This window comes from Saccharothrix sp. CB00851 (genome assembly GCF_001905065.1).
In the GTDB taxonomy this organism is placed as follows: Bacteria; Actinomycetota; Actinomycetes; order Mycobacteriales; family Pseudonocardiaceae; genus Actinosynnema.
In genome coordinates this window covers 151,923-178,459 of sequence record NZ_LWLC01000024.1, presented here as the reverse complement: position 1 = coordinate 178,459, position 26,537 = coordinate 151,923, and the positions used below count along the sequence as shown (strand labels likewise).

The following is a 26,537-nucleotide window of genomic DNA, read 5'->3' as shown; positions in this document are numbered from 1 at the left end:
AGCGATGAACCGGACCGTGCTCGTCCTCGGCGGTGGCACCGCCGGCAACGCCCTGACCGTGCTCCTGCGCCGTGCCGGACACGCCGTGGACCTCGTGGAGGCCAAGCCCGACTGGAACGCCACCGCGGGCTCCGGCATCACCCTCCAGGGCAACGCCCTGCGCGTGCTGCGCGAGGTAAGTGTGCTGGACGACGTGCTGCGGCACGGGTTCCCGTTCGACCGACTGAGCCTCCTCGCCCCGACCGGCGCCGTGGTGGCCGTGCACCCCGCCGCCCGGATCGGTGGTGCCAACCTGCCCGGCACCGTCGGCATGCAGCGGCCGAGGCTCCAGCGGATCCTCATCGACGCCGTGCGCGCGTCCGGTGCTTCGGTCCGGCTCGGCCTCACGGCCACCTCGCTGGATCAGGACGAGGACGGCGTGGACGTCACCTTCGCCGACGGCTCGACCGGCCGGTACGACCTGGTCGTCGGCGCGGACGGCCTCAACTCCGCCACCCGCGGGCTGATCGGCGTCGAGGACCGGCCACCGACCGTGGACGTGCACGCGCACGTGCTGCTGCCCGAAGTGGACCGGCTCGTCGTCGACCACCCCGGGCACGCCGCCGCCCGCGCACTCGACGCCCGCCGCAACGGCCCCGACGCGCTGGCGGTCAGCGGCGCGATGGTCCGCGACCGGCTCGGGCCGCTGACCGACGTGGCGCAGCGGCTGGCCGCGATGGACCGCGCGGGCGTGGACGTGCAGCTGGTGAGCCCGTCGCCGTCGCACTACCACTACTGGGCCGACCACGGCCTCGCCCGCGCGGTGTCCGAAACGGCCAACACCGCCACCGCCGAGCACTGCGCGCACGCCCCGGAACGGCTGCGCGGCCTGGGGCTGGTCCCGCTCCAGCACCCGGAGCTGGTCGTGCGGGCGCTGGACCACGCGGTGGGCGAAGGGCTGGCCGGTGTCGAGATCGGCAGCCACGCGCCCGGCCGCGAGCTGTCCGACCCGGCCTACGAGCCGTTCTGGGAGCTGGCCGCCGAGACCGGCGCGATCGTGTTCCTGCACCCCTTCGGGTGCACGGCGGCAACGCGGCCGCCCTGCTCACCCTGGAGGAGACCCGGTGACCCACCGATTGCTCACCCACCTGCGGCACGTCGACCTCGCCGTGCCCGACTACGACAAGCAGCTGGAGTTCTACGCGGGCGTCTGGGGCCTGACCGAGGTCGCGAACGACTCGGGCCTGAGCTTCCTGGCCGCCGAGGGCTCACCCGAGCAGTACGTGGTGCGGCTGCGCAAGGCCGACGAGAAGCGGCTGGACCTCGTGGCGTTCGGGGCGGCCAGTGCGGCGGACGTGGACGCGCTCGCCGAGCGGCTCATCGCCGGGGGCGTGCACCTGATCAGCACCCCGGACGAGCTCGGCACGCTCGGTGGCGGCTACGGCTTCCGGTTCTTCGACGTCGACGGCCGCACGGTCGAGGTCTCCGCCGACGTGGCGGTGCGGGAGCACCGCCCCATCGAGGAGAAGGAGGCCATCCCCGTCCGGCTCTCGCACGTGGTGCTCAACTCGCCCGACCTCAACCGCACCAGGGCCTGGTACGAGCAGCACCTGTCGTTCGCGCTCTCGGACACCCTCACCTCGCCGCACATGGGTGAGCTCATGCACTTCATGCGCGTCAACCCGCAGCACCACAGCCTCGCGCTGGCCAAGGGCCCGCACACCGCCTTGCACCACATCTCGTTCGAGATGCGCGGCGTGGACGAGTACATGCGCGGCACCGGGAGGCTGCTGCGCGCCGGCGTGCGCAAGATCTGGGGACCGGGCCGCCACCTCGCGGGCGACAACACGTTCTCGTACTTCCTCGACCCCCACGGCAACACCGTCGAGTACACCACCGAGCTGGAACTGCTGGACGAGGACTCCTGGCACCCGCACGTCTACGACCTCTCCCAGCCCGAGGTCAGCGACCAGTGGGGCACCGCCAACCCGATGAACGAGCTGGTGGCGCGCGAGTCGTTCAACAACCCGGACCGCGGCTGCTTCGTCGCACCGCCGGTGTGACCCATGCGGTTCGCCACCTACCACCACGACGGACGGCGCCGGGTCGGCGTGCTCGACGCGTCCGACCTGCTGCACCCGGTCGACGCGGCCTCGCTGACCGACGTCCTGGACGACCTGCCCGCCGTCGGTGCCGCCGCGCTGGACGGCCCGCCCGGACCGCACGTCTCGGCCGTGCGGCTGCTCGCGCCGCTCCAGCCGCCGACCGTGCGCGACTTCGTGACGTTCGAGGAGCACGTCGAGGGCATGCGCGGCGTCGCCGGGGTGCCGCAGCGGTGGTACGCCGCGCCGACGTTCTACTTCGGCAACCCCTACGCGGTCATCGGCCCGCACGACGACGTGCCCGTGCCGCCCGGCTCGACGGCGCTGGACTTCGAGCTGGAGGTCGCGGCCGTCATCTCCCGCGGGGGCCGCGACCTCACCTCCGAGCAGGCCCGCGACCACATCGCCGGCTACACGATCTTCAACGACTGGTCCGCGCGCGACCTGCAGACCGCGGAGATGGCGGTGGGCCTCGGCCCGTGCAAGGGCAAGGACACCGCGACCACCCTCGGTCCCTGGCTGGTCACGCCGGACGAACTGGAGCCGTACCGCGCGGACGGCCTGCTGCGCTTGGCGCTGACCGCCGAGGTCAACGGCGTGGTCGTCGGCTCGGACCTGCTGTCCGACATGAGCTGGACGTTCGAGGAGATGGTCGCCTACGCCTCGCGCGGCACCCTCGTGCGGCCCGGTGACGTGCTCGGGTCCGGCACCTGCGGCAACGGCGGCTGCCTGGCCGAGCTGTGGGGCAGGGGAGCGGAGCGGCGCCCGCTGCGGCCGGGCGACACCGTCACCCTGACCGTCGAGGGCATCGGCCGGCTCACCACCACCGTGGTCACCGGTGCTGCCGTCCACCCCCTACCACCCGCTCGCCTCCGGCCGCGCGCCAGACCGTGACGGCGTTACCCGACGCCGTAGAGGGGTTTCGCGCTCGGGGATGCCCAGGTGCACCCAGGCAGGCGACCGTCGCATGGGTGGCCCGGTGTGCCGGTCCTTGCCTGAGCCGCTCGAAGCCTTAATCTTCTGATCTTCAGAACGCACGTGTCCCCGGACTCCACTGCCTGAAGAGGTTCCCGATGCCCGACGATCCGCAGCAGACCACCCCGGACCCCGCGCTCAAGGACCCGCCCACCGACCAGACGTGGCTCGAAGTGGAGCACGTCCGCGACGGGAGCGACCCGCACGACCCGCACGACCCGAACGAATGAGCGATCAGGGCAAGACCTACACGGCGTTCATCGAGAGTGAGCTGAAAGCGGAACGGGACCGGCGCACGGCGTTCGACGGGCGTGGCCAGTCCCTCGTCACCACGTCGGGTGCGCTCGTGACGCTGCTCGGCGGCCTCGCCGCGCTGGTCCGGACCCCGGCGGCGGTGCGGCTGCCGACGCCCGCGTCGACAGCGGTCGGCGTCGCGCTCGTGCTGTTCGTCGGTGCCGCCGCGTGCGGCATCGTCGCGGGCTGGAACCGGCTCTACGCCGTGGTGACCGTGCCGACGCTGCACCGGATGACCACCGGTCACTGGAAGGACGACGAGGTCGACGCCCGCAACAACGTCGCGACCGTTCAGCTGAAGACGCTGGACACGCTCCGCCGAGCCAACCGGTTCAAGGCCAGGTGGGTGGGCATCGGCCTGATCGCGCAGGCCTCCGCGCTGCTGGTGCTCGCCGTCGCGGTCACCATCGTCATCTCCAGCTACTGGACATGACCCGCACCGGCCACGACCGGTCGAACCTGCGCGTGGCCGCGACGCTGCGCCGGTGCAGGTCCGCGGACGCGGTCAGGAACGCCAACGTGGGGCTGAGCTCGTAGCTCGACTTGAGCGCCAGCCCGAGGTGGTGCTGGTAGCGCGGTAGCTCGGTGGATCCGCGCGCGGCGGCGACCTCGACGGCCTCGGCGAGGACGGTCCGCGAGCGTGCCAGGTCGGCGGGATCGCCGATGAGCCGGAAGCGGTCCTTCAGCGCGGTGCCGAGCCCGTCGGCCACCTGCAGCCACTGCGCGGACGTACGGTCGAACACGCCTGCCAGCGCCCGCTCGCCGCACTCGATCGCCCGGTCGAGGTCGGTACGTCGGTGGTCGCGCAGGTAGCGCCGGTGGAGCTCCTTGCTGATGGCGTGGTGTGCTCCGGCCTCGTCGTCAGGGTCCATCATGGCGAAACCACCCGACGCGTCGATCGCGGCGGCGGCGCCGGGACCCCGGTACAGGTCGGGGTTCTCCAGCAGCAGCCCGGTCAGCTCCGACCGGCTCAGGTCGTTCAGCAGGCCCAGCAGGGCGGACGTGTGCGCGTCGGGCGACTCGGGGTGGACGACGACGGGCGCGCAGTCGAGCAGCCGGACCGCGTGCCGGAACACGGGCACGGCCTCGACCCGTTCGTCGGAACCCTCCACCCGCACCAGGGGAACGCCCGCCGACGGGTCGTCCTCGATCCAGTCCACGATCCGCCCGGCGGCCCGTCGAACCCCCTCGGCGAGCAGTTCGGGGTTCTCGCGGAAGTCCTCGTACAGCTCCGGCCACGACCTCCTGGACCACACCTCACCCAGGTGGCGGAGCATGGTGCTGATGAACGCGTCCCGCTGGTCGCCGACGGTCGTCACAGGGCAAGCAGCGTACGGGTCGCGGGCGGGTGCCGCTCGCCGCGATGCTGCGGGCCAACCCAGAACCGCGGGAACGGCCATCGCGCACGTAATAACGTGACCGCGTGGAACGGGACATGCGGCTGCTTCACGCCTCGTCGTTCGGCGCGGCGGCGGGCGCTTACGCCGAACACCGCCCGGACTACGCCCCGGCCGCGGTGCGGTGGGCACTGGAGCCCGCACCCGGCCCGCGAGTCCAGGTCAGGCCGACCGGCCCAGGTGCAGCTGCGCGTAGGCGCCCCCACGGCGCAGCAACTCGTCGTGCGAGCCGACCTCTTGGAGCGCGCCGTCCCGCATGACGACGATGCGGTCGGCGTCACGGATGGTGGACAGGCGATGGGCGACCACGAACGTGGTCCGGCCGTGCACCAGCCTGGCGAGTGCCTGCTGGATCAGGGACTCGGAGTGGGTGTCCAGCGCCGACGTCGCCTCGTCGAGGATCAGCAGGCGGGGGTCGCGCAGCAACGCGCGGGCGATGACGAGGCGTTGGCGTTGGCCACCGGACAGCCGGACGCCGCGGTCCGCCACGGAGGTGTCGAGCCCGTCGGGCAGCTGTTCGACGAACTCCAGGGCGTTGGCGTCACGCAGCGCCGCCCTGATCGCGGCCTCGTCGGCGTCGGGCAGGCCGAAGGCGACGTTCTCCCGGACCGTGCCGTCGAACAGGATCGGCTCCTGCGGCACCACCGAGATGAACCGCCGGTAGGTGCGCAGGTCGAGGTCGGCCAGGTCGACGCCGTCGAGGAGGATCCGGCCCGAGGTGGGGCGGATGAACCCGATGAGCAGGTTGAGCGCGGTGGACTTGCCCGCACCCGAAGGGCCGACCAGCGCGATCGTCTCGCCGGGGGTGACGGAGAGGGTGAAGTCGCGCACCGCGGGCCGACCGGCGTCGTCGTAGGCGTGCCCGACCGACTGGAACTCCACCGCGCCGCGGACCCGGGTAACCTCGGCCTTGTCCTCGTTGTCCTCCAGCGCGGGTGCGCGCAGCACCTCGCCCGCCGAGCGGATCGACTCCAGCCCCTTGGTGATCACCGGCGCCAGGCTCATCAGGGTGGCCAGGGACGTGGTGGACGTGGTCAGGAAGGCGCTGAGCATCACCACGTCACCGGCCGTGATGCCCAGGACGCCGAAGTAGGCGACCAGGGCGGCGGCGGTCAGGAAGACGACGCCGAGGATGTTGAGGAACACCCACGACAACGAGGCGACCCTGCCGTTGAGCAGGTCCAACCGCAGCCCCGAGGCCAGCACCCGGCGCAGGGTGTCGTCCATCCGCCGCAGCGCGTGGCCCTCCAGGCCGTGCGCGCGGGTCACCGGGATCAGCCGCGTCATCTCGTTGACCCGGGAGGCCAGCAGCTCCACGTCCTGGCGGAACACCTCGTTGTGGTCGCGCAGGCTCGACCGCAGGCGCACCACCACCAACGACGCGAGCGGCACGATCACCAGCAGCACCGGCAGGAAGTGCGGTGCCCGGACGCCCACCACCGCCAACCCGCCGACCAGCACCGTCACCGCGCCCAGCCCGCTGTCGGTGGTCTGCTGCACCATCTGCTCGATGGTCTCGACATCGCGGACGACCTTCGCCTGGAGCACACCCGCGCTGGTCCGGTTGTGGTAGCCGATGGACAACTCCTGCAACCTGGTGCACAGGGCCGAGCGCAGCGCCGTGCCCGCCCGGCGCACGCTGCCGTGCAGGAGGCGCACGTAGAGCAGGTGCAGCGGGTAGTTGACGACCAGGATCAGCATGATCACCCCGGTGGCGAGCCACATCCCGGTGAGCGGCAGGCGCAGCACCACCGTGTCCACGATGGTGGCCGTGACCAGCGGCAGCAGCCAGACCGGGCTGTGCTTGACGACGAACACGGCCAGCGCCCGGCCCAGGCGCCACCGGTGCGGTCGGAACAGGTGGCCGAGCGCGCGGAACGCGTGGTCGCCGGGGTCGTGGTGGCCGAGCGGGTTGACGGACGAGGTCACCGCGGAGTGCTCCCTTCAGCGCCGGGACCTGGGCAGGCCACTCACCCCGGACGGTCGTCGAACCGGGTCGTTCTGCGTAGGTAAGCGCTTTCCACGGAGTCTATCGCCGTGCCGACGGGCGAGGAACGCTGTGCTCAGCCGTTGGGACCCGCGGGCGTTCGCCGTCACGTCCGGTGGTCGCCACCACGTCGGCGCGGCTTACCGTCCGGCACCACACCGCCCCACTTCCGGGTGTGGCCTGTCACCCGTTCTCCGGTTGTGAGCCCCGCGACGGCGGGCCCAGCATGGCCCGGTCACAATCCGAAGCGGAGGACCAGTGCTCGCACCTGATCTGCTGATCGCCAAGATCGGCCACGGATTCGACTACCTCGACGTGGACGGGGACGGTCGGCTCACCGAGAACGACCACGTCCTCATGGGCAAGCGGGTCGCCGAGTCCATCGGGCACCCGCCGGGCTCACCGGCCGAGCAGGAGATCATCGACGCCTACCTGCGGATCTGGCGCGACCTGCACCAGCCGCACATCCCCGGCGGTGGCGACGCCATCACCCGCGAGCAGTTCGTGGCCTCCACCCGCACGCTCGCCGACGACCCCGACGCGGCACGGGCCACGGTCGGCGCGGTGGCCGAGGCGTTCCTGGCGGTCGCCGACATCGACCGGGACGGCCGGGTCGGTCCGGCCGAGTTCCTGAAGTTCCAGCGCGGCCACTTCCCGGGGCTGACCGAGGCCGAGATCACCGAGGCGTTCACCCACCTGGACCGGGACGGCGACGGCTACTTGTCCACCGAGGAGTTCGTCGGGGCGGTCATCGAGTTCTGGTCCAGTGACGACGTCGACGCGCCGGGCAACTGGTGGATGGGCCGGTCCTCGTACGGGGACTGACCGGTCGACACGGGGAAGCCCACCACGGCACGGAATGCCGTGGTGGGTGCCGCCGCACACCGCGCACCTCTAGGAGATCTTGCGGCGGTAGGTGGCCGTGGCGAAGACGTACGCGACGGCGAGCAGCCCGGCGCACCAGGCGAGGGCGATCCAGAGGTCGCCGCCGACCGGCTGCTCGGTGAACAGGGCGCGGATGGCGTTGACGATCGACGTGACCGGCTGGTGCTCGGCGAACGCGCGCACCGGGCCCGGCATGGTGTCGGTGGGCACGAAGGCCGAGCTGAGGAACGGCAGGAAGATGAGCGGGTAGGAGAACGCGCTCGCGCCGTCCACGGACTTCGCCGACAGGCCCGGGATGACCGCGAGCCACGTCAGCGCCAGGGTGAACAGGATCAGGATCCCGGCGACCGCCAGCCACGCGGGCACTCCCGCCGACGAGCGGAAACCCATGAGCAGGGCGACACCGACGACGACCACGAGCGAGATCAGGTTGGCGACCAGCGAGGTCACCACGTGCGCCCACAGCACCGACGACCGCGCGATCGGCATGGACTGGAAGCGTTCGAAGATGCCGCTCTTCATGTCCAGGAAGAGCCGGAACGCGGTGTAGGAGATGCCCGAGGCCACCGTGATGAGCAGGATGCCGGGCAGCAGGTACCGCACGTACGGGTCCGACCCCGTGTCGATCGCGCCGCCGAACACGTAGACGAACAGCAGCATCATGGCGATCGGCATGATCGCGGTCGTGATGATGGTGTCCGCGCTGCGCGTGATGTGGCGCAGGGACCGTCCCAGCAGGACGGCGGTGTCGCCGAAGAAGTGCTTGGTCATCGTCCTTCCTCACTCGTTCGAGGCGTGTCTTCCCCGCGGTCGGTGCCGACGAGCGCGAGGAAGACGTCCTCGAGCGTCGGCTGCTTCTCGACGTACTCGACCTCGGCGGGCGGCAGCAGCCGCTTGAGCTCGCTCAGGGTGCCGTTCACGATGATCCGGCCCTCGTGGAGGATCGCGATCCGGTCGGCGAGTTGTTCGGCCTCGTCCAGGTACTGCGTCGTGAGCAGCACGGTCGTGCCCTGGGCGGCGAGTTCCTTGACGGCCTGCCACACCTCGATGCGCCCTTGGGGGTCGAGCCCGGTCGTCGGCTCGTCCAGGAAGATCACCGGCGGGTTGCCGACGAGGCTCATCGCGATGTCGAGCCGCCGGCGCATGCCACCCGAGTACGTCGCGACCTTCCGCGCCGCCGCGTCGGTCAGCGAGAAGCGGTCGAGCAGGTCGTCGGCGATCCGGCCGGGGTTCCGCAGGTGCCGAAGCCTGGCGACGAGCACGAGGTTCTCGCGTCCGCTGAGGATCTCGTCCACGGCGGCGAACTGCCCGGTGAGGCTGATCGTCTCCCGCACGTTCGCCGCCTGCGTGGCGACGTCGAAACCGTTGATGCTCGCCGTCCCGGCGTCGGCCTTGAGCAGCGTGGACAGGATCTTCACGGCCGTGGTCTTGCCCGCCCCGTTCGAGCCGAGCAGGGCGAAGATGCTGCCGCGCGCCACGTCGAAGTCCACGCCGCGCAGCACGTGCAGCGCCTTGTACGACTTCTCCAGGCCGCGCACGTGGATCACCGGCGCGGCGGTCGATGGGGCGGTCATGCGCGGTCATCCCCGGCGTCACCTTCGGCGCGCTCGATGGCGGCGACCAGCCGTTCCCGTTCCCGGGTGATCCACCCGCCCTTCGAGTAGTTCCGCAGGAACGCCTCGACGAACTCCACCGGGTCCGCGCCGACGATCTCGCGGATCGACGTCCCGTCCGCCGCGGCCCGTTCGAACAGGTCGGCCAGGTCCTCGTACATCGTGGCCGCGCTGTCGCCGTCCGACGGCCCGAAGTACATCAGGTACCGCTCCAGCGCTTCGACCGCCGTGCGGTGGTGCTCGGGCAGCTGTCGGACGCGTGCCTTGTACGCCCGCCATCGCCGCTTGTCGCCGATCACCTTCGACGCGAGTTCCGAGATGTTCACGGTCGCTCCCCCTCTGCGGCTACTTAGTGCCGCTGACTACTGGTACTGAGTATCACTGAATAGTGCTGCCGGTGCAAATTCGCACGTCCGGCGGTGTCTTGGTGACAGTGCCCAGCATCGGCGGCCGTCCTGACACCGGGCAGTCACGGCCCTGACACGGTGGCGTCGGCCAGGACGTCGTGCGCCGTCGACGCGGCTAACGTCCGTGACGTCGCGGGCGAGTAAGGCGGTGTGGGCATGGATGTCGCGGAACGCTCTCGACCGCTCGTGGAGGTTCCGCCCGCCGCACGGAGCCTCTGCCCTCCGCTCGGGACGACGGCCGCGCTCGGGTTCGCGGGGGTGGCCATCGCGGTCTCCGCGCCGGTCGCGCACCAGAGGTGGACCGACGTGGCGCTGCACGGTTTCGGCGTGCTCGCCATCGTCCTCGGGGCGTGCGTCTGGACGGGTGCGGCCCGGCCGCGGATCGGTGCGCTCATCGTCCTCACCGGAGCCGCGTTCCACCTCGGCGACCTCCGGACCACCGAGACCTGGTTCGCGGTCGGCTTCTGCCTCGCCTACCTGTGGACCGCGGTGCTCGCGCACATCGCCTTGGCCCTGCCGAACGGCCGGGTCGGCTCGACCGGTGCCCGCGCCCTCGTCGTCGTGTCCTACGCGAGCGCGGTCGGGACGCAGGTCGTCCGGTACGTGGTCGACTCGCCGGCGGGACCGTGGTGGTGGAACCACAACCCGGGGCCGAACACCCCGATGGCGGTGGCGAGCAGCGTGACCTACGTGGTCGTGACGGTCGCGACGCTGGCCGTGGTCGTCCGCCGCTGGGTCCTGGCCACCAGCCTGCGCCGCAGGCACGGCGCCGCGCTGTGGGGCACGGTCGTGCTGGCCGGCGCCGGCGGGATCTCGACCGCGCTGGTCGCCGCGTCCGGCGCGTCCTCCGGCGCGCGCACGGTGTCGATGTTCGTGGCCTGCGCGATGCTCGTCGGCGCGGTGCCCCTGGCGGTAGCGGCGCGCAGGCTGCACCTGGAGCTGGCGTGCGCGCAGGCGGCGAGGACCGTGCTCGAACAGTCGGGCGCACCGCACGAGTCGCTGCAACGCGCGCTGGCCGACGCGGTCGGTGATCCGACGCTCGTCCTGCACTACACCGACGACGGCGGCTCGTTCGTCGACGTGCACGGCAGGCCCGTGACGCCGCGGCCGTCGCCGGGGCGCGCGGTGACGCGGGTGCACCGGGACGGCGCGCTGGTCGCGGTGGTCGAGCACGACGAAACCCTGGTCGAACAGCGTCGAGTGGTCGACGTCGCGCTGGACATCGCGGGGCTGGCGATCACCAACGCGGCCCGGCACGTCGCGGCTCGACGGTTGCCGGACGCGGCGTTCGACGAGCGGTACCGCATCCAGCGCGACCTGCACGACGGGGCGCAGCAACAGCTGTTCGGCGCGATGCTGCTGCTGGACATGGCCCGCACCGGGTCGATACCGGTGGACGGCGCGTTGCTCCGGGCGCACCGGTTGATCGGCCAGGCCGTCGCCGCGCTGCGCGAGCTGACGCAAGGGGTCTACCCGGAAACCCTGGTCGAGCACGGGCTCGCGGCGGCGGTGGCGCAGCTGGGTGCCCTGTCGCCCATCCCGGTGCTGGCGGACATCCCGGCGGGCCGCTGGCCGGCGGACCTGGAGCTGACCGCGTACTTCCTGGTGACGGAGGCCGTCGCGAACGTGTACAAGCACGCGGACGCGTCCGCGGTGGTGGTCACGGTCCGGGAGAGCCGGGGCGCGCTCGTGGTGGAGGTCCGCGACGACGGCCGGGGCGTCGCGGGCGAGCCGCGCGCCCTGCGCCTGCGGGCCGCCTCGATCGGCGGCTCGGTGGCCGTGCACAGTGAGCCGGGGCGCGGCACGACGGTGTCGGCCCGACTGCCGATCGGGGTGTCATGCGGGTAGGGATCGTCGAGGACCACTTGCTGTTGCGGGACATCCTCACCGAGGGACTGCGCGGTCGAGGTGTGAGCGTGGTCGGCGCGGCGACCGACGTCGCGTCGGGTGCCCGGTTGGTCGAGGCGGATCCGCCCGACGTGCTGCTGCTCGACATCAGGCTGCCACCGGACCACCGTGATGAGGGCCTGTCGCTGGCCGAGCTGGTGCGGGCGGAGCACCCGCAGGTGGGGCTGCTGGTCCTGTCGTCCCAGGGTGAGGTTTCGTTCGCCCAGCGGCTGCTCGGGCTGCCCGGCGAGGCGCGGGCGCTCGGGTACCTGCTCAAGGACCGGGTCGGCAACCTGGACGAGCTGGTCGACGCGCTGCACCGGGTCGCCGCGGGCGAGGTGGTGATCGACCGCGAGCTGATCCGCGCGCTGATGACCGGTCCGCGGCCGAAGGACCCGCTCGACCTGCTGAGCCCGCACGAACGCCGGGTGCTCGCGCTGGTGGCGGAGGGCCGGTCGAACCTGGGCATCGCCGAGCAGATGGGCTGCCAGGTCGGCACGGTGGAGAAGCACCTCTCGGTGATCACCGGGAAGCTCGGCCTCGGGTCACTGGGGTCGCTCGGGTCGCTCGGCGAGGTCGACCGCCGCGGGGTCAACGTCCGGGTCCTCGCCACGCTGGCCTTCCTGCGCGGCACCGGCGAACTGGCCCGATAGGCGCCACCCGGTTTCCCTACCGTTCGCGCCGGAGGTTTCCCCGTCCCGAGGGGAGGTTCGCGGGGCCAGCCTGGTGGAGGCGCCGATCGGCGTCGGTCCACCCAGGAGGGAACCCATGAAGCTCAGTACGGGCACCGTCGGCCACCGAGCGCGCGCGGTGGTCGCCGCCGCCGTCATCCTGCTCACCACGAGCGTCGCCGGCGCCGTCACCGCGGGCGTCGCGAGCGCCGACCCGGTCGGTGGTTGCGCGAGCGTCTCGAAGTTCACCATGACGTTCCGGACCGGCGGCGACGACCTGCGCTACAACTCCGAGGTGATGGTGTCCATCAGGCTGGCGAGCCTGACCCAGCCGGTGCCGTTGAAGTCGGTCTTCGGGCCGTTCGGCGGCAACACGACGACGGTGAAGGCCGACGTCACGTTCGCGACGACCGGTCAGACGGTCAACTCCTGCGACATCCGGGGCCAGAACATCACCCTGATCTCCCACTCCGCTTGGCACGAGAGTCCGGACAACTGGAACATGGACAGCTTCTCCATCCTCGGCTTCACCAGCACCGGCGTCGTCAAGTACCAGCACGGCTCCGGTGTCGGCGCGCCACGGTTCCGGTTCACCCAGGCCGCTCCGACCCTGATCCTCCGCGACTTCGTCTGAAGTCCGCGACAGGAGTTCGAGAGATCAAGGAATCAAGAGCCTGAAAAGCGTCCTCGCGGGACATCGTCCGGCGAGGACATCTTTTCTTCTCGAGGCTTTCGCGCTTGGACCGGCGAACCAGCGGCGTAGGTCAGCCGGCGGAGATCAGCCTTCCAGTGGCTTCTTCAGCTCCGGCACGCGGTCCGCGCCGTAGAGCGAGCCGAGGGCCGTGTCGATGAACTCCTCCATGCTCAAGCCCTGCTGCTTGGCGACGGCCTTGAGGCTCTCGTCGACAGCCGCCATGATCGAGTGGGCGTCGAACCGCCAGGAACCGTCCTCCTTGCGGAACGTCATCTCGATGCCGGCGGGCTTGCCGCTCACGGTCATCTTGGCCGTCGCCGTCTCACCGTCGACGGTCATGGTGCCCAGGTCGACGTTGTCCAGGCTGGACTCGCTCACCAGGCCCTTCTCCACGGCAGCGGCCACCAACTGCTCGGCCGACATCCCGCGCAGCTCGGTGGCGTCGAACTCGGCACGCATCACGTAGACCATCATCATGGTGGTGGTGCCCTGGTCGCCCAGCTGCTCGGCGGTACCGGTGAGGGAGAGGTCGCGCATCTCCCTGTAGTAGTCCAGCGAGTCCTGCGAGAGCACCTTGGCGGCGGCGGCGCCGTCCTTGGCCCGGGCGGCGTCCCGGTAGTCGGCGAAGGCCTGGCGGATCGCCTCCTCCTCGGCGGCGGCGTCGACCGACGGTGTGGTGCTGGAGGTGGTGCCCGCCGAGGAGGAGGACGCGGCGGTAGTGGTTCCGCCACCGCACGCGCCGACGAGCAGTACCGCGGCGAGGGCGAGCAGGGCGGGAGTTGTTCTCTTCACGCACGGCAGCGTACGTGGCGGTCGTCAGCCGTCCGGTACGAATATCGTTGCGCTGCCCCGCACCCGAGCGTGTCCGTAATCACCAGGGGACGGCGCCCTCGTCGTCGAAGAACCCGCCGCGCGGTCCGTCGTCCGGCAGGGTGGCCAGCCGGATCGCGATGGCGGCGCCTTGCTCGGGTGTCCGCGGCGCGCTGAAGCCGTTGAGGTCGGTCGCCACGTAGCCGGGGCAGCACGCGTTCACGATGACGTTCGTGTCGGCGAGGCGGCGGGCGTACTGGGTCGTGATGCTGTTGAGCATCGACTTCGACGGTGCGTACGCGGCCATGATCGGGCCGGTCCGCAGCGTCAGCGAACCCATGTTGCTCGACATGTTGACGATGCGCGGCGAGTCCGCGCGGCGGAGCAGCGGGAGCATCGCGTTCGTCACCCGGACCACCCCGAACACGTTCGTGTCCAGGACCGTGCGGACCACGTCGAGGTCGAGCGTCGTCGGGTCCTGCGCGTCACCGTCGAACCGGCCGGCGATGCCCGCGTTGTTGACCAGCACGTCGAGTCGTCCCGCCGTCTCCTCGACCACCTTCGCCGCCACGGCGGCGCTGTCCTCGGACGTGACGTCGAGGGCGACCCCGAACGCGTCCACGCCCGCGGCGCGCAGCCGTTCGACGGCCTCCTCACGCCTCGCGTCGTCGCGAGCACCCACCGCGACCCTGAAGCCGATCGCGCCGAGACCCCGGGCGATGGCGAGACCGATTCCCTTGTTCGCGCCGGTGACCAGCGCGGTCTTCGTGTCGTTCGTGTTGCTCGTGTCGTTCACAAGATCCATGGTCGGCGCGACCGGTGCTCGTCGTCCAAGACCGGTCCGGTGCGCTGTGATACCCACCGGGTATCAGTCGGTAGCCTGGCCAGGTGGACGATCTCGAGACCCGTGAGCTGCGGTACTTCGTCGCCGTCGCCGAGGAGCTGCACTTCGGGCGCGCCGCCGGTCGGCTCGGGATCGCCCAACCGCCGTTGTCCCGCGCGATCAGCCGGCTGGAACGTCGGCTCGGCGTCCAGCTGCTCGACCGCGACCGTCGTGGCGTCGCGCTCACCGACGCCGGGCGGGTGCTGCTGCGGGAGGCCGGAGCCGCTCTCGTCGCGGTCACGGCCGCCGCGCGACGGACGCGCCGCGCCGGGGACCCCAAGCGGCCGCTGGTGCTCGCGACGAAGGCCGGTGCCTCCCACGAACTGCTGCGACGGCTCCTCGACGCGGTGGCGGGCGAACCCGGGGCCGCGCCGGTCGAGGTCCTCCTGTGCGAGGTCGGCGAGCAGGCGGGGCTGCTCCGCGACGGTCGTGCCGACGTGGCGCTCATGCACCGGCCGTACGACGACCTCGCCGGGTTCGACACCGAAGACCTCTGCGTCGAGGGCCAGGTCGCGGTCGTTCCCGCGACCCATCCGCTGGCGTCACGCGAGCGGCTCACGATGGCCGAGGTCAGCGACGTGCCGGACCTGCCGATCGCCCGCTGGCCCCGGCTGGACGGGTCCTACCCGGACGGACCCGGACCGGAGGTGCGCACCCAGTCGCAGCTGGCCCAGCTCGTGGCCCTCGGCCGGACGCTGCTCGTCATCCCCGTCTCCAGCCGTGCCTGGCAGTGGCCCGAACACGTGTCGGTGCCCGTGGTCGACGCGCCCGAGGTCACCACGGTGATCGCCTGGCCGTCGACCAGCCGTTCGCAGGCGGTCGCGGCACTCGTCCGCTCGGCCGCCGGCCTCCGCGTCACATCCGCTGCGCACCGGCCTTGATCGCGGCACGGATGCGGGGGTAGGTCCCGCAGCGGCAGATGGTGCGGATGCCGTCGAGGTCGGCGTCGGTGATGGCGCGGCCTTCCTCGGCGGCACGGTGCACCAGCGGTGGAACGGACGGTGGCCGAAGCCGAAGACCTGATCAGCGGACGCCTCGCCGCCATCCGCTGCTAGCGACCTGAGCACGATCGGTCACGGATAGTGACCGATCGTGCCGGTGGCCCGTCGGGGCCTGTTTCCGCCCGGTCGGAGTGGGTAGGCCACGAAGGCCACCCCCGGGCTGGAGGGATGACCCGATGACCCCGAACCGAGACCGATGACCGACCGTGATCACCGCACCACCCCCGACGACCACCCCGCCGATCCCGACCCCACCCCCGACACCGAACAGCCACGCGGTGACGGCGTGCCGCGCCTGGTGGCGGTCGGGTTGTTGGCCGATCCCGGGCTGGCCGCGCTACTCGTGGACCGGCTCGGCGAAGTGCTCCCCGAACGCCTGCGCGCCCGCGTGAGCGACCACGTCACCTGGACCGTCGACACCGTGCAAGAGCCGTTCGAGGCGATGTACCCGGACTCCGACGCGCTGGTCGAGAAGGCACGCGAACACGTCCGCGACACCGAGTGGGACCTGGTGGTCTGCGTCACCGACCAGCCGATGCGGGACGGGCCGGGGATCGTGCTCGCCGACCTCCACACGGCCGACCGGGTCGCGGTGGTCTCCCTGCCCGCGCTCGGCGGCCTGCACCTGGGCCGCCGGCTCGGCAAGGTCGTGCCGGCGATCGTCGCCTACCTCGCCGAGCAGATCGACCAGCCCTCACGGCCGGACGGGATCACCCGACTGCGGCAGCGGTTGTCGTCGCGGACGGTCTACGTGCGCGGCCCGGAGCGGCCCGGCTCGCCCAACCTCCACCTGGTCCGCCCCCGCCGACGCGCGCAGCCGCACCTGCTGGCCGGCATGGTCCGGGTCAACCGGCCGTGGCAGCTGCTGCGCGGCCTGTCCACGGCCCTGGCCGGTGCGATGACAGGTATCGCGTTCGGCGTGCTGTACTCCACCATCTGGGCACTGGGGACGGCGCTCGGCCCGCTCCGGCTCGCCGCCGTGACCGTGGCCGCCATCGGCACGCTGACCGTGTGGCTCATCGTGGCGCACGAGCTGTGGGAACGGGGCCCGAAACCGCGCGGCAGACCCGATCCCGACACCCGGCTGCGCAACGCCAGCACGGTGGTGACCGTGGCCGCGGGCGCCGTCGCGTTCTTCGTGGCCATGTTCGTCGTCGCGCTCGCCGCCGTGGCGCTGGTCATCCCGCCCACCTACCTGGCCGGTACGCTCGGCCACCCCGTGGGTGTGTCGGACTACCTGGCCATCGCGGTGATGGCCAGCGTGCTGGGCACGATCGCGGGCGCCGTCGGATCCGGCCTCGAAGACGACATCACCGTCCGCGAGGCGACCTACGGCTACCGCGCGCGGGAACGGCGGCAGGTCGTGCACGACACCGCCCACGACGCGTCGCCCGTCCACCGCCACCGCAAGTGACGGGTCTCGTCGGACCGCATCGCGCACCGGCCCGGGTGGACGTGCCACAGTCGTCGCCATGACGTTGGACGACCTGCCGGGCTGGGTGTCGGTCTGGTGCGTCGACCGGCTGGGGGAGGAGCCCGTCGCCGTGCTGTTCGAGCGCCGGTCGATCTCGACGGTGTTCGGGCTGCGGCTGGCCGGCGGGCGGGACGTCGTGGTGAAGGCGCGGGAGGACGACGGTCGGGCCGCGTCGTGCGTCGCGGCGCAGGCCCGGTTGGCGGAGCGCGGGTTCCCGTGCGCCCGGCCGCTCACGCCCGTGGTCGGCGTCGGTGCGCTGGCCGTGCACGCCGAGGAGTCCCGGCCCGGCGGCGACCTGCTGCGCGGTGACTCGCCGGAGGTCGCGGTGCGCTACGCGGCGGTGTTCGCCCGGCTGATGGCCGAACTGGCGGACGTGACCGTCGCGCCGCCGTTGCCGAACCCGCGCTGGGCGCGGTGGGACCACGCGGATCCCGGGCTGTGGCCGGCGATCGACTTCCTCGACGAACGCGACCAGAGCGCCGTGCCGGGGTACGTGGTCGACACCGCCCGCCGGGCCCGTGCGCGACTGCTGGCGGCCGACCTGCCGTGCGTGCTGGGCCACGCCGACTTCGAGGCGCAGAACCTCCGCTGGCGGGACGGGGAGGTGCGGGCCGTGCACGACTGGGACAGCCTGGCGTGGCAGCCGGAGGCGGCGCTGGTCGGCGCGGCCTGCGGTGCGTTCAGCAGCGCCTCACCGCCGACCCTGGCCCCGATCGAGAGCTCGGCCGCGTTCCTGGCGGCCTACCAGGACCTGCGGGGACGCCGGTTCACCGCGGAGGAGCAGGAAATCGCCTGGGCGGCCAGCCTGTGGCCGGCGGCGCACAACGCCCGCTGGGAAGCACTGCACCGCGACCACCCGGTATCCGCTGCCGCCGTTCGCACACAGGCAGCCGAACGACTCCACCGCGCGAACGCCTAGTGCCGGCGGACGCCACCGCCCACCACCACCCACCATCACCGCCACGATCACCGCCAGCCGCCATCGCCGCTGCCGCCCGGCCGCCGGCGGTCGGAGCCGAAAGCGGGTGCGTTGACCACCGGTCGGCGGATCGCCGCGCGCACGTCTCGCCGCTCCTGGGGCCGCCGCTGCGAAACGATGCGAAAACACAGGTGCCGTGCCGCTGTTGCGGAGTACTTTGACCGCATGGCCACCGTTTCCGCGCTGTCGTTGTACCCGATCAAGGGGTGTGCCGGTGTCGTCGTGGAGCGGGCCGCGCTCGCACCGACCGGGCTGGCCAACGACCGGTTGTTCGCACCGGTCGGGCCGGGCGGTGGGATCGTCTGGCAGGGGGAGGCGCCGCAGTTGGCCGCGGTCCGGGCCGAGGTGCTGCACGACGGCGCCAAGCTCGCGCTCAGCGCACCCGGTGCCGGCGAGCTGATGCTGGACGTGGTCGAGGACGGGCCGGTCCTGCCGGTCGAGGTGGACAAGTGGCCGGGGTCGGGGATCGACCAGGGCGACGAGGTGGCGGAGTGGCTGTCCGACGCGATCGGCAAGCAGGTCCGCCTGGTGCGCGAGCCCGCCTGGACGACCAGGGTCCGCGACGGGGTCGACCCGAGCGCGCTGCTCGTCCTCTCACTGTCCACACTGGACGGCCTGAACGCGCGGATCACCGCCCGCGGCGCGGATCCCGTGCCGATGGACCGGTTCCGGCCCAACATCGTGATCAGCGGTTGGCCCGAGCCGCACACCGAGGACCGGGTCGCCCGGATGACGATCGGCGGCACCGAGATCGGCTTCGGTGAGCTGGCCATCCGCTGCGCGGTCACGCTCGTGGACCAGACGAGGGGGGTTCGCGTCGGCCCCGAGCCGTTGCGCACCCTGGCCGACTACCGCCGTGAACCCGACGGCGTCAGCTTCGGCCTGAAGGCGGCCGTGCTCACCCCCGGCGAGATCGCCGTCGGCGACGAAGTCACCGTCACCGAGTGGCGCTGACGCCGGACTCGCCGATCGGCTGAGCGCCGACCGCGGACGAACCGGGCCGCGACCCCGCACCGCCATTTCCGACGGCACACTCCTCGCCTTTTCCGAGCGGGCCGTCGAGCCCGAAAAATGCGCCGGGCGACTTCGGTGTACCGAAAGTCCTCACGTCCGCGGCGCGCGTCAGCGGCGATGGGCTGAACGGCCTATTCGATCACGGGTGCTGGACAACGACGCCCAAGTGCGCTGAAGTGGAAGCACTGGGGGCAACACCGGGGGGCTAGTCCGCGAAGGTTTCTCCGCGCATCGCTGATGTGCGGGGATGTTTCGCGCGCGCGTCAGCGCGAGCCCTCGGCGGTGCCACGAACCCTCGCCAGTAGTCATGTGACGAAGGGGCAACTCCGTGCGGAAGAAACCGTTGTCATTGTTGGCCGCCGCGCTCTTGGCGGGTGCGGGAGCCGTGGCGCTGCCCGGGCCCGCTGCCGCCGCCGCGCCGGAACCGGGTGCCGTCATCGAGGTGAAGCTCTCCTCCGGGGCCGGTGTCGCGGCGGTGCGGCAGGCGTTGGACGACCGTCAGGTCGCCAGGATGACGCCGCTGTTCGCCAGGCTCGACGACCGACTGGCCAAGTTGCGGCCGATGGGTGCGAAAGCGGTGCCGGACCTGGCCCGGTGGCACCGCGTGCAGCTCGCCGCCGGTGTGGACGCCAAGGCCGCGGCGCGGGAGCTGACCGCGTTGCCCGAGGTCGAGGTCGCCTACGAGCGGACCGAGGCCAGTGACGCGGTCACGCCCGACTTCTCCGGGCAGCAGGGCTACTCGGACCCGGCGAGCAGCAGCGGCATCGACGCCGACTACGCGCGCACGATCACCGGCGGCAAGGGCGCCAACGTCAAGGTCGTAGACCTTGAGCGGAACTGGAACCCGCAGCACGAGGACCTGTCCAAGCTGCGGTTGCCCGGTGCCCTCATCGCCAACGGCACGCCGAACTTCACCCCGACCAGCATCGACCACGGCACGGCCGTCACCGGTGTGGTCGGCGCCGACGACAACGGGTTCGGCGTGACCGGCCTGGTCCCCGAAGCCGGGCTGCACTACACCAACGCCGTGAACGTGGAGTACGGCTACGACCTGGCCAACTCGATCCTCACGGCCGCCGCGGCGGTGGGGGTCGGTGACGTGCTCATCATCGAGCAGCAGGTCGTGCACTGCGGCAACCACGCGCCCATGGAGGTGTGGGACTCGGTGTACGACGCGATCGTCACCGCGGTCGGGGCCGGGCGGCACGTCGTGGAAGCCGGTGGCAACGGCAACCAGAACCTGGACAACCCGTGCTTCGGCTCCCGGTTCCCGGCCGACAAGCCCGACTCCGGCGCGATCATCGTCGGCGCCGGCTCCGCGCCGGGCTGCACCGGTACGCCCCGCACCAAGCTGAGCTTCTCCAACTACGGCAGCCGGGTCGACCTGCAGGGCTGGGGCGAGTGCGTCACCACCACCGGCTACGGCGCCCTGTACGGCACCGGTGCGAACGACAAGTACACCGCGGGCTTCAACGGCACGTCGAGCGCCTCGCCGATCGTGGCGTCCGCGCTGGCCTCGCTGCTCAGCGTGGCCGAGGCGAACGGCCAGACGCTGTCGCCCGCCCAGGCCCGCGAGATCCTGATCGCCACCGGTACCCCGCAGAACGGCACCCTGGAGATCGGCCCGCTGCCGAACCTGCGCACGGCCATCGACAACTACCTGGCCGGCGCCGAGTTCCCGGAACGCGTCGCCAACCCGGGCCCGCGCACCACGGTCCGCGGCCAGGCGGCCTCCCTGGCGATCCAGGCGTGGGACGGCAACGACGACCCGCTGACCTACTCGGCCACCGGCCTGCCCTGGGGCCTGAGCATCGCGTCGACCACCGGCGTGATCTCCGGAACCCCGACCTCCTCGGGCACCTACACCGTCACCGTGTCCGCCAGTGACGGGGCGGGCTCACCCAGCCAGACCACGTTCACCTGGACCGTCTCCAACCCGTAAGCCCTCACACCGCGGCAGCGTGCGGGTGGCACTCCACGCTGCCGCGGTGGCCGGTCCGCCCCGATACCGGCCGGGCGACAGCACTGCTGCTCGGAGCCGGCCCGAGGGCCGCGCCGGATGTCCGGCGCCCGGCAGGTCGAGGAGCAGTTCCGAAACCCGCCCGCCGACCGAAACCTGCCGTCTCGCGACGTTCCTCGCGGCCGTGGCCGACGTTCGGATAATGCGGATATCGTCGTGATCCGGATCGGGGCCACGCCGCCCGTGGCAGGACCGCGTCCGGCGCTCGTACGCCGACCGTTATTCACCGAAGTCTTCGAAGCAGATGCTTCCACCGCCCGAACCCGCCGAGGTCGAGTGTTCGCGGGGTAACGATCCGCCCTCTGGACGCATAGTGCAACAATGCGCACCATACAGTCTACTGGCACTACCTGGGGCGGTTTACCCCGATAAATACGGATTCGTCAGGTTGCGACCTGTCGGTGAATGCGTAGAGCACTCGTATTCCATCGGAGTTGTACCGAGCGGAGGGCAGATGACCGTCGAACCCCGGCTCCTGTTGGAGGAGTTCAGGGCGCTGTGCCGAGGACCGGGAGTGCAGGCGCCGGCGATCGATCGCCAAGTGGGACCGGCGATCCGCGAAGTGTGCGGACTCAGCCCGGACGACGGTCCGGAGACGGTGCGCACGAGGCTCGGCGCGTGGGTCAACGGGCTCGTCGAGCACTTCCCCTCCGACGTCCGGCTGGCGGTGACCGTCCCGCTCGCGCTGCACGAACAAGCCCGGTACCGGTTCCTGTCCGACCGGATCGAGTGGCTGGCCGACCAGCAGGACCGGGCCGCGCGGACGGTTCGGCGCCGCATCGACGACGGCCTCGCCCGACTCGTCGAGGCGGCACTGGAAGCCGTACCGGTGACCTCCACGCCGGTGGCGCCCGTGCCGTCGACCGAGGACGGCTGGCACGTCACCGACTTCGAGGCGCTGCTCCGGCTGGACGGGCCGACGCCCAGCTGCACGGAACGCCGCACGCTGATGGCCGACCGCGACGGCCTGGACCGGATCACCTGGTCGATGTCGCTCCCGGCGGCGACCGACGACGGTCCGCCCGGGGACTTGGACGTGGAGGTGTTGCACGGGGTGGAACTCATCGAGTCCGTGCGCCCGTCGCCCAGGCGGTTCCTGCTGCACCTGCGCCTGCCCGGACCGCTGCGCGCCGGGCAGACGCACCGGTTCTCGCTGGAGGTCCGCGTGCCGTTGGGGCAGCAGATGCGACCGACCTACGTGTTCTGGCCGGAACGTCCGTGCAACCGGTTCAGCCTGGTCGTGAGGTTCCCGCCGGGGGCGCCGCCGTCATCGGTCTGGCGGGTGGACGGTGCGTTCCACCGCGATAGCGACGACTTGGCCGAGGGGCCGCACCTGCTCGCACCGAACGGGATCGGCGAGGTGGAGGTCGCGTTCGCCAACCCGAAACCCGACCGCGGGTACGGGATCCAGTGGCGGCCCGGCACGATCCCGGCCGCCTGACCGGTCAGTAACCCGCCCTGGCCAACGCCGTGATCAACAGGGCGTGCGCACTGCCCGCGTGCGGTAGTTGCCCGCACCGCACGAGGGCGACCGCGTCGGCGAACCCCAGCCTGCGCACGCGCAAACCCGCCGTGTTCGACACCGCGACCCCCGACGCGAGGAACAGGTGGTCGACGTGGTTGCTCAGGGTGTCGGCGCCGTGCACCGAGCCGATCGACGTCCAGTCCGTCGCGCGAAGACCGGCCGTCCGAGCCAACTCGCGGCGGGCGGCCTCGCGCGGATCGCGGTCCTCGCGGCGCACCCGCCCACCCGGTAGCTGCCACTGCGTGCCGCCGTGGGTGTGGATCCACGCGCGCACCAGCACCACCCGATCGACGTCGTCGACCGCGAGGACGGTGACCGACGCCGGCACGACCACGTGCGTGTAGGTGTCGCTGCGCCCGTCGGCGTGGACGACCGCGTCCTCCCGCACGGAGAACCTCGACGAGGAATGCACCGTTCTCGACGATATGCGCTGCCATGCCACGACCGGTTCGGTCGACTCTTCCCCGTGTTCCGCCGCCATGCAGGCCATGCAACCACCATCAGAGGCCTGTCCGGTGGGCGAAAGACTGCCAGTTCAAGGACAAACGACCATTGTCCGGGCGGTTGTCCGCCGTCCGGCGGGGCGGTCGAGTCCCGTCCCGCCGCCAAATAGCGGACGAACCCCGGCCGGTGGAAGGTGACCAGTAGTTGTCCGGCTTTTGGCCGGCTTCGCTCCGGCTGTGACCGGCATCATGGCGATGTGCTGATCGGGTGATGCCGGGCACGGCCGGAGCGGCTCGGGGAGGTGGTTCGTTGACCACTCGGATCAATGCTCACGTCGTGGTGCCGCCGCCTCGGTCGGCAGGTGCGCCATACCGCGGCGCGGACGATTCAGAGCCGTCCGGGTGGGCGCGATGAGTGCGCGCCGCAAGCGGATCCAGCTCGCGCGGCATTCCGCCCATCCGGTGAACAGGGCACCCGTCAAGGCGAATGCGAGGGCCGCCGCCGTGATTCCGGAAAGCCGCACCTGTGCCGCGACGACGACTACCGACAAGATCAGCAGAGAACCGTACAAGAGGGTCGGCACGGTACGTCCTGCGGCTGTCGCGCCGGTCACGATCTCTTCCCTGGACATCATCTCTCACCTTTCGTCGTGCGGTCCCACCCAGAATCACCGCACCGGTCGGCGTCCCGACAGGCGTTTCCTGGAGCCGGTCCCGGCCGGCAACGGGCAACGCCGGGATCGGTACCACCGGTCCCGGGAGCCGCGATGGACCACCTGACGTTCGGTGGCGAGCTGCGCCGCCGCCGGATCGCGGCCGGGGTCTCCCTCGCCCGCCTGGCCGACACCCTGCACTACAGCAAGGGCTACCTCAGCAAGATCGAGACGGGGAGCCGGCGGCCCGCGATGCGGCTCGCCCGGCAGGCCGACGCGGTGTTGGAAGCGGGTGGGGCGTTGAGCGCGCTCGCCGGTCCCGGTGAGCCCGAGTCGGTGCCGGACATCCGGGACACCGCCGCTCTCGACCGTCGAGCGCTGCTCGACGTCGGCAGTGCGCTGCTGCTCCCGCTGGAGGTGTCCAAGGTCGATGCGGCGGCCATGGTCGAGGACGAGCGGACCGAGCGGTACTTCCGGGAGCAGTTCGACCGGTGTCGCACGCTCGGCAGGAGAGCACCGCCGGGACTGGTGCTGCGGCAACTGGTCGTGGAGCTGCAGACCTTGCAGGAGCTGGTCGAGGTGGCGGCCGACCCGAGGGCCCGCACCCGGCTGCTGCTCCTGGCCGCCCGCTACGCCGAGTACGCGGGCTGGATGGCCCAGGAAGCCGGGCAGAGCCACGCGGCCCTGGCGTGGACGCGGAGGTCGGCGGTGATCGCGTCGTCGGCGGACGACGCGCGGCTGTCGGCCTACGCCCTCGTCCGCGAAGCCGAACTGGCGATGTACGCGCACGACCCGTTGAGGACCGTGGCGCTGGCCAGGCGAGCGCGAACCGACGGGCGTGCCGACGCACGGGTCCGGGGGCTGGCCGCGCACCGGGAAGCGCAGGGCCACGCCCTCCTCGGTGACCACGACGCGTGCCGCACCGCCCTCGGCGAGGCGACCGTCCTCCTCGCCGAGCAGGGCGACAGTGGTCCGGGGGATCCCGTGCTCGGGTCGTCGACGGTGGCCGACCTCGACCTGGCCGTGTCCGGCTGGTGCTACTACGACCTGGGCAGGCCGGGACAGGCGGCGGAGTCCTTGCGGGTCGTATTGGACCGGACACCGGACTCCGCGATGCGCGCCCGTGCGCTCTACGGTGCGCGCTTGGCCTTGGCCTACGAGGCGATCGGTGAACTCGACGGGATGTACGAGGTAGGCGCCAGGGTGCTGGCCGACGCACGTCCGCTGGGTTCCGCCACCGTGCGCGGCGAACTGCGCGACCTGTCGCGCAACCTCCTGCGACGAAGCGGGCACCGCCCTGCGGCGGAACTGCAGGCGGAGATCAACGTCGCCCTCCACCACCCTCCGTAGCCTCGTGCGGCGCGGGTTTCCTGTTGCCTCCGGCGTTGTCGACCGGCACCTGCTTCTGCCCGATGTCGTGGCCGCCCATCCTGGATTCACCCACCGGTGGGCAGACCTGACGAACGGACCCGATCGGATTCCGTTCCTGGACACGACATCCCAGGAGTACGCCATGGAACCGCACCTGTTGATCATCCTGCTCGCCCTGCTGCTCAGCTGAGCGGCAGCGCCGACCGGCGGGCGGCCCACCGCCGCGTGGACCGCCCGCCGTCCACGTTCCGACCCGACCACAACGCTGTCGCCGCAGACGGCAGACCTACCAGGAGACACGGTGACCACCATGACGGAACGCCCCGCCCCCGATGTCGACGCGGTGGCGGATGAGCTGGTGTTGACGGATCAGCCCGAGGGCGCCGGGTCCGGGTGGTCCACCGAGGCCACGGGACCGCGCAGACCGGAGGTGTGGCGCCGGCTGGGGACGAGGCTGGTGCACTCGTCGCCGTGGTTCGAGGTCCGCGAGGACGCCGTGATCCGGCCCGACGGCAACGAGGACGTCTATCACCACGTCGTCACGAGGGGCTCGGTCACGGTGGTCGCGATGGACGCCGACCGCGTACTGCTCACCCGGCAGTGGATCTACACCCACGGCGGCACCCAGTGGCGGCTGCCGGCGGGCGGAGTCGATCTCGACGACGCCGACCCCGTCGCCGCCGCCGTGCGCGAACTGGCCGAGGAAACGGGACTGCGCGCCACGCGGTGGGAACCGCTCGGCGAGGTGCAGGGCGCCGACAGCCTCACCAACCACGTGGACCGGGTGTTCCTCGCGACCGGGCTGACCGAGGGACGCCCGCACCCCGACCCGGGTGAAGCCGACCTGGAACTGCACTGGCTGCCGTTCGCCGAGGCGATGAACCTGGTGACCACCCGGCGGATCCGCCACGCGGCCAGCGCCTACGGGCTGCTCGTGATGGCTCTTCGCCGGTGCGCACCGGACGGATCCGACCCCGGCCGCCCAATGCCCGCGGTGCCGGCGGAGTGGGAACAGGGGGCCGCGACATGAACACCCCCGCTGACTTCTTCGTCAGCTTCGCCAAGCAGGACATCCGCTGGGCGCGGTGGATCACCGGCATCCTCCAGCGCGCGGGCCACCGGGTGGTCTTCCAGGAGCAGGACATGCTGCCCGGTCACAACGTGGTGCGCCAGATGCAGATCGGCACGGCCGCCGCCCGGACGATCGCGGTCCTGAGCCCCGACTACCTCAAGCGCCCCTACCCGATGTCGGAGTGGGCAGCCGCGTACGTGAAGGACCCCATCGGAGTGGAGCGGAAGCTGATCCCGGTCATGGTGCGGCGGTGCTCGCCGCCCGGCCTGCTCGCTCCCATCGTCCGCATCGACCTCATGGGGCTTGACCAGGACGAGGCCAGACATCGCCTTCTGAGCGGGGTCTCCCCGCGGCGACCGGAGTTCCTGGTCGAGCCACCGTTCCCGGGTGACGCGTGAACC

28 protein-coding genes and 1 pseudogene are annotated in these 26,537 nt (G+C 71.6%); 19 read left to right on the top strand and 10 right to left on the bottom strand.

The features are described 5' to 3' along the window. Positions 1 to 4: 4 nt before the first annotated feature. From A6A25_RS46905 to A6A25_RS24275, 5 genes and pseudogenes are all read left to right on the top strand, one after another. Positions 5 to 1,066 (top strand): annotated as a pseudogene (locus A6A25_RS46905) (amidohydrolase family protein); the annotation flags it as partial. Between the two features lie 37 nt (positions 1,067 to 1,103). Beyond that, positions 1,104 to 2,042 (top strand): VOC family protein, encoded by a 939-nt coding sequence (locus A6A25_RS24285; RefSeq protein ID WP_073893527.1) that lies wholly within the window; start codon positions 1,104 to 1,106, stop codon positions 2,040 to 2,042. A gap of 3 nt (positions 2,043 to 2,045) precedes the next feature. Continuing rightward, entirely contained in the window at positions 2,046 to 2,975 is a 930-nt protein-coding gene (locus A6A25_RS24280; protein WP_073893525.1) for a fumarylacetoacetate hydrolase family protein, read from the top strand. Positions 2,976 to 3,154: 179 nt separating this feature from the next. Continuing rightward, entirely contained in the window at positions 3,155 to 3,286 is a 132-nt protein-coding gene (locus tag A6A25_RS46430) for a hypothetical protein (RefSeq protein WP_274534336.1), read from the top strand. Then, the gene (locus A6A25_RS24275; RefSeq protein ID WP_073893524.1) at positions 3,283 to 3,783 is read left to right on the top strand and encodes a hypothetical protein; all 501 of its coding nucleotides are present in this window, start codon (positions 3,283 to 3,285) and stop codon (positions 3,781 to 3,783) included. Before A6A25_RS46430 ends, A6A25_RS24275 begins: the two co-directional genes overlap by 4 nt. Here A6A25_RS24275 and A6A25_RS24270 read toward each other — a convergent pair. Next, positions 3,761 to 4,669: a hypothetical protein gene (locus A6A25_RS24270; RefSeq protein WP_073893522.1), complete on the bottom strand. Its 909-nt coding sequence runs from the start codon at positions 4,667 to 4,669 to the stop codon at positions 3,761 to 3,763. The two genes, A6A25_RS24275 and A6A25_RS24270, sit on opposite strands and share 23 nt — an antisense overlap. Positions 4,670 to 4,909: 240 nt before the next feature. Beyond that, positions 4,910 to 6,676, bottom strand: coding sequence for an ABC transporter ATP-binding protein (locus A6A25_RS24260; RefSeq protein WP_073893521.1), 1,767 nt, complete (start codon positions 6,674 to 6,676; stop codon positions 4,910 to 4,912). A gap of 316 nt (positions 6,677 to 6,992) precedes the next feature. Between A6A25_RS24260 and A6A25_RS24255 the strand changes: the two genes are divergently transcribed. Beyond that, positions 6,993 to 7,559, top strand: a complete 567-nt coding sequence (locus A6A25_RS24255) for an EF-hand domain-containing protein (protein ID WP_073893519.1) — start codon at positions 6,993 to 6,995, stop codon at positions 7,557 to 7,559. Positions 7,560 to 7,628: 69 nt separating this feature from the next. On the opposite strand, the gene A6A25_RS24250 is transcribed toward A6A25_RS24255, so the two are convergent. The 3 genes from A6A25_RS24250 to A6A25_RS24240 are packed head-to-tail and all read right to left on the bottom strand — an operon-like array spanning position 7,629 to position 9,558. Next, entirely contained in the window at positions 7,629 to 8,390 is a 762-nt protein-coding gene (locus A6A25_RS24250) for an ABC transporter permease (protein WP_073893517.1), read from the bottom strand. Further along, the gene (locus A6A25_RS24245; protein ID WP_073893515.1) at positions 8,387 to 9,193 is read right to left on the bottom strand and encodes an ABC transporter ATP-binding protein; all 807 of its coding nucleotides are present in this window, start codon (positions 9,191 to 9,193) and stop codon (positions 8,387 to 8,389) included. Before A6A25_RS24245 ends, A6A25_RS24250 begins: the two co-directional genes overlap by 4 nt. Beyond that, positions 9,190 to 9,558 carry a DUF1048 domain-containing protein gene (locus tag A6A25_RS24240; protein WP_073893514.1) on the bottom strand — a complete coding sequence of 123 codons (369 nt, stop codon included), beginning with the start codon at positions 9,556 to 9,558 and terminating at the stop codon, positions 9,190 to 9,192. Before A6A25_RS24240 ends, A6A25_RS24245 begins: the two co-directional genes overlap by 4 nt. A gap of 237 nt (positions 9,559 to 9,795) precedes the next feature. On the opposite strand from A6A25_RS24240, the gene A6A25_RS24235 reads away from it, so the two are divergent. The 3 genes from A6A25_RS24235 to A6A25_RS24225 all read left to right on the top strand — a co-directional run bounded on the left by A6A25_RS24235 (position 9,796) and on the right by A6A25_RS24225 (position 12,831). Then, positions 9,796 to 11,487: a sensor histidine kinase gene (locus A6A25_RS24235; protein ID WP_143193360.1), complete on the top strand. Its 1,692-nt coding sequence runs from the start codon at positions 9,796 to 9,798 to the stop codon at positions 11,485 to 11,487. Continuing rightward, entirely contained in the window at positions 11,478 to 12,179 is a 702-nt protein-coding gene (locus A6A25_RS24230; protein ID WP_073893511.1) for a response regulator transcription factor, read from the top strand. The genes A6A25_RS24235 and A6A25_RS24230 overlap by 10 nt, the downstream gene beginning before the upstream one ends. Positions 12,180 to 12,294: 115 nt before the next feature. Then, positions 12,295 to 12,831, top strand: coding sequence for a hypothetical protein (locus tag A6A25_RS24225; protein ID WP_073893509.1), 537 nt, complete (start codon positions 12,295 to 12,297; stop codon positions 12,829 to 12,831). Positions 12,832 to 12,975: 144 nt separating this feature from the next. Here the strand turns inward: A6A25_RS24225 and A6A25_RS24220 are convergent, their stop codons facing one another. Then, the gene (locus tag A6A25_RS24220; protein ID WP_073893508.1) at positions 12,976 to 13,683 is read right to left on the bottom strand and encodes a hypothetical protein; all 708 of its coding nucleotides are present in this window, start codon (positions 13,681 to 13,683) and stop codon (positions 12,976 to 12,978) included. 79 nt (positions 13,684 to 13,762) lie between these two features. Beyond that, positions 13,763 to 14,506 (bottom strand): SDR family oxidoreductase, encoded by a 744-nt coding sequence (locus tag A6A25_RS24215; protein WP_073893506.1) that lies wholly within the window; start codon positions 14,504 to 14,506, stop codon positions 13,763 to 13,765. 83 nt (positions 14,507 to 14,589) lie between these two features. Here A6A25_RS24215 and A6A25_RS24210 point away from each other — a divergent pair, with 83 nt between their 5' ends. Beyond that, positions 14,590 to 15,465 (top strand): LysR family transcriptional regulator, encoded by an 876-nt coding sequence (locus A6A25_RS24210; protein ID WP_073893505.1) that lies wholly within the window; start codon positions 14,590 to 14,592, stop codon positions 15,463 to 15,465. On the opposite strand, the gene A6A25_RS24205 is transcribed toward A6A25_RS24210, so the two are convergent. After that, on the bottom strand, positions 15,440 to 15,568 hold the full coding sequence (locus A6A25_RS24205) for a hypothetical protein (RefSeq protein ID WP_380734679.1): 129 nt from the start codon (positions 15,566 to 15,568) through the stop codon (positions 15,440 to 15,442). The two genes, A6A25_RS24210 and A6A25_RS24205, sit on opposite strands and share 26 nt — an antisense overlap. A gap of 213 nt (positions 15,569 to 15,781) precedes the next feature. Between A6A25_RS24205 and A6A25_RS24200 the strand changes: the two genes are divergently transcribed. The 5 genes from A6A25_RS24200 (at position 15,782) to A6A25_RS24180 (ending at position 22,513) form a co-directional block, all read left to right on the top strand. Continuing rightward, on the top strand, positions 15,782 to 16,999 hold the full coding sequence (locus A6A25_RS24200; protein WP_073893503.1) for a hypothetical protein: 1,218 nt from the start codon (positions 15,782 to 15,784) through the stop codon (positions 16,997 to 16,999). A gap of 58 nt (positions 17,000 to 17,057) precedes the next feature. Beyond that, on the top strand, positions 17,058 to 17,978 hold the full coding sequence (locus tag A6A25_RS24195; protein ID WP_073893502.1) for a phosphotransferase: 921 nt from the start codon (positions 17,058 to 17,060) through the stop codon (positions 17,976 to 17,978). A gap of 225 nt (positions 17,979 to 18,203) precedes the next feature. After that, positions 18,204 to 18,992: an MOSC domain-containing protein gene (locus A6A25_RS24190; protein ID WP_073893500.1), complete on the top strand. Its 789-nt coding sequence runs from the start codon at positions 18,204 to 18,206 to the stop codon at positions 18,990 to 18,992. A gap of 388 nt (positions 18,993 to 19,380) precedes the next feature. Then, positions 19,381 to 20,994 carry a putative Ig domain-containing protein gene (locus A6A25_RS24185; RefSeq protein ID WP_143193359.1) on the top strand — a complete coding sequence of 538 codons (1,614 nt, stop codon included), beginning with the start codon at positions 19,381 to 19,383 and terminating at the stop codon, positions 20,992 to 20,994. Between the two features lie 532 nt (positions 20,995 to 21,526). Continuing rightward, positions 21,527 to 22,513, top strand: a complete 987-nt coding sequence (locus A6A25_RS24180) for a hypothetical protein (protein ID WP_073893497.1) — start codon at positions 21,527 to 21,529, stop codon at positions 22,511 to 22,513. Between the two features lie 4 nt (positions 22,514 to 22,517). Here the strand turns inward: A6A25_RS24180 and A6A25_RS24175 are convergent, their stop codons facing one another. Together A6A25_RS24175 and A6A25_RS44230 are read right to left on the bottom strand one after the other, a co-directional pair. Further along, a complete protein-coding gene (locus A6A25_RS24175; protein WP_241828882.1) occupies positions 22,518 to 23,009 on the bottom strand; it encodes an NUDIX domain-containing protein in 492 nt (163 codons plus the stop codon). Between the two features lie 354 nt (positions 23,010 to 23,363). Continuing rightward, positions 23,364 to 23,672: a hypothetical protein gene (locus A6A25_RS44230; protein WP_158073805.1), complete on the bottom strand. Its 309-nt coding sequence runs from the start codon at positions 23,670 to 23,672 to the stop codon at positions 23,364 to 23,366. 135 nt (positions 23,673 to 23,807) lie between these two features. Between A6A25_RS44230 and A6A25_RS24170 the strand changes: the two genes are divergently transcribed. From A6A25_RS24170 to A6A25_RS24155, 4 genes are all read left to right on the top strand, one after another. After that, positions 23,808 to 25,043: a helix-turn-helix domain-containing protein gene (locus A6A25_RS24170; protein ID WP_073893494.1), complete on the top strand. Its 1,236-nt coding sequence runs from the start codon at positions 23,808 to 23,810 to the stop codon at positions 25,041 to 25,043. A 4-nt stretch (positions 25,044 to 25,047) separates the two neighbouring features. Continuing rightward, a complete protein-coding gene (locus A6A25_RS24165) occupies positions 25,048 to 25,254 on the top strand; it encodes a hypothetical protein (protein ID WP_073893492.1) in 207 nt (68 codons plus the stop codon). A 120-nt stretch (positions 25,255 to 25,374) separates the two neighbouring features. Continuing rightward, on the top strand, positions 25,375 to 26,094 hold the full coding sequence (locus tag A6A25_RS24160) for an NUDIX domain-containing protein (protein WP_083668626.1): 720 nt from the start codon (positions 25,375 to 25,377) through the stop codon (positions 26,092 to 26,094). Continuing rightward, positions 26,091 to 26,534, top strand: coding sequence for a toll/interleukin-1 receptor domain-containing protein (locus tag A6A25_RS24155; protein WP_073893490.1), 444 nt, complete (start codon positions 26,091 to 26,093; stop codon positions 26,532 to 26,534). Before A6A25_RS24160 ends, A6A25_RS24155 begins: the two co-directional genes overlap by 4 nt. The last annotated feature ends 3 nt before the right edge of the window (positions 26,535 to 26,537 follow it).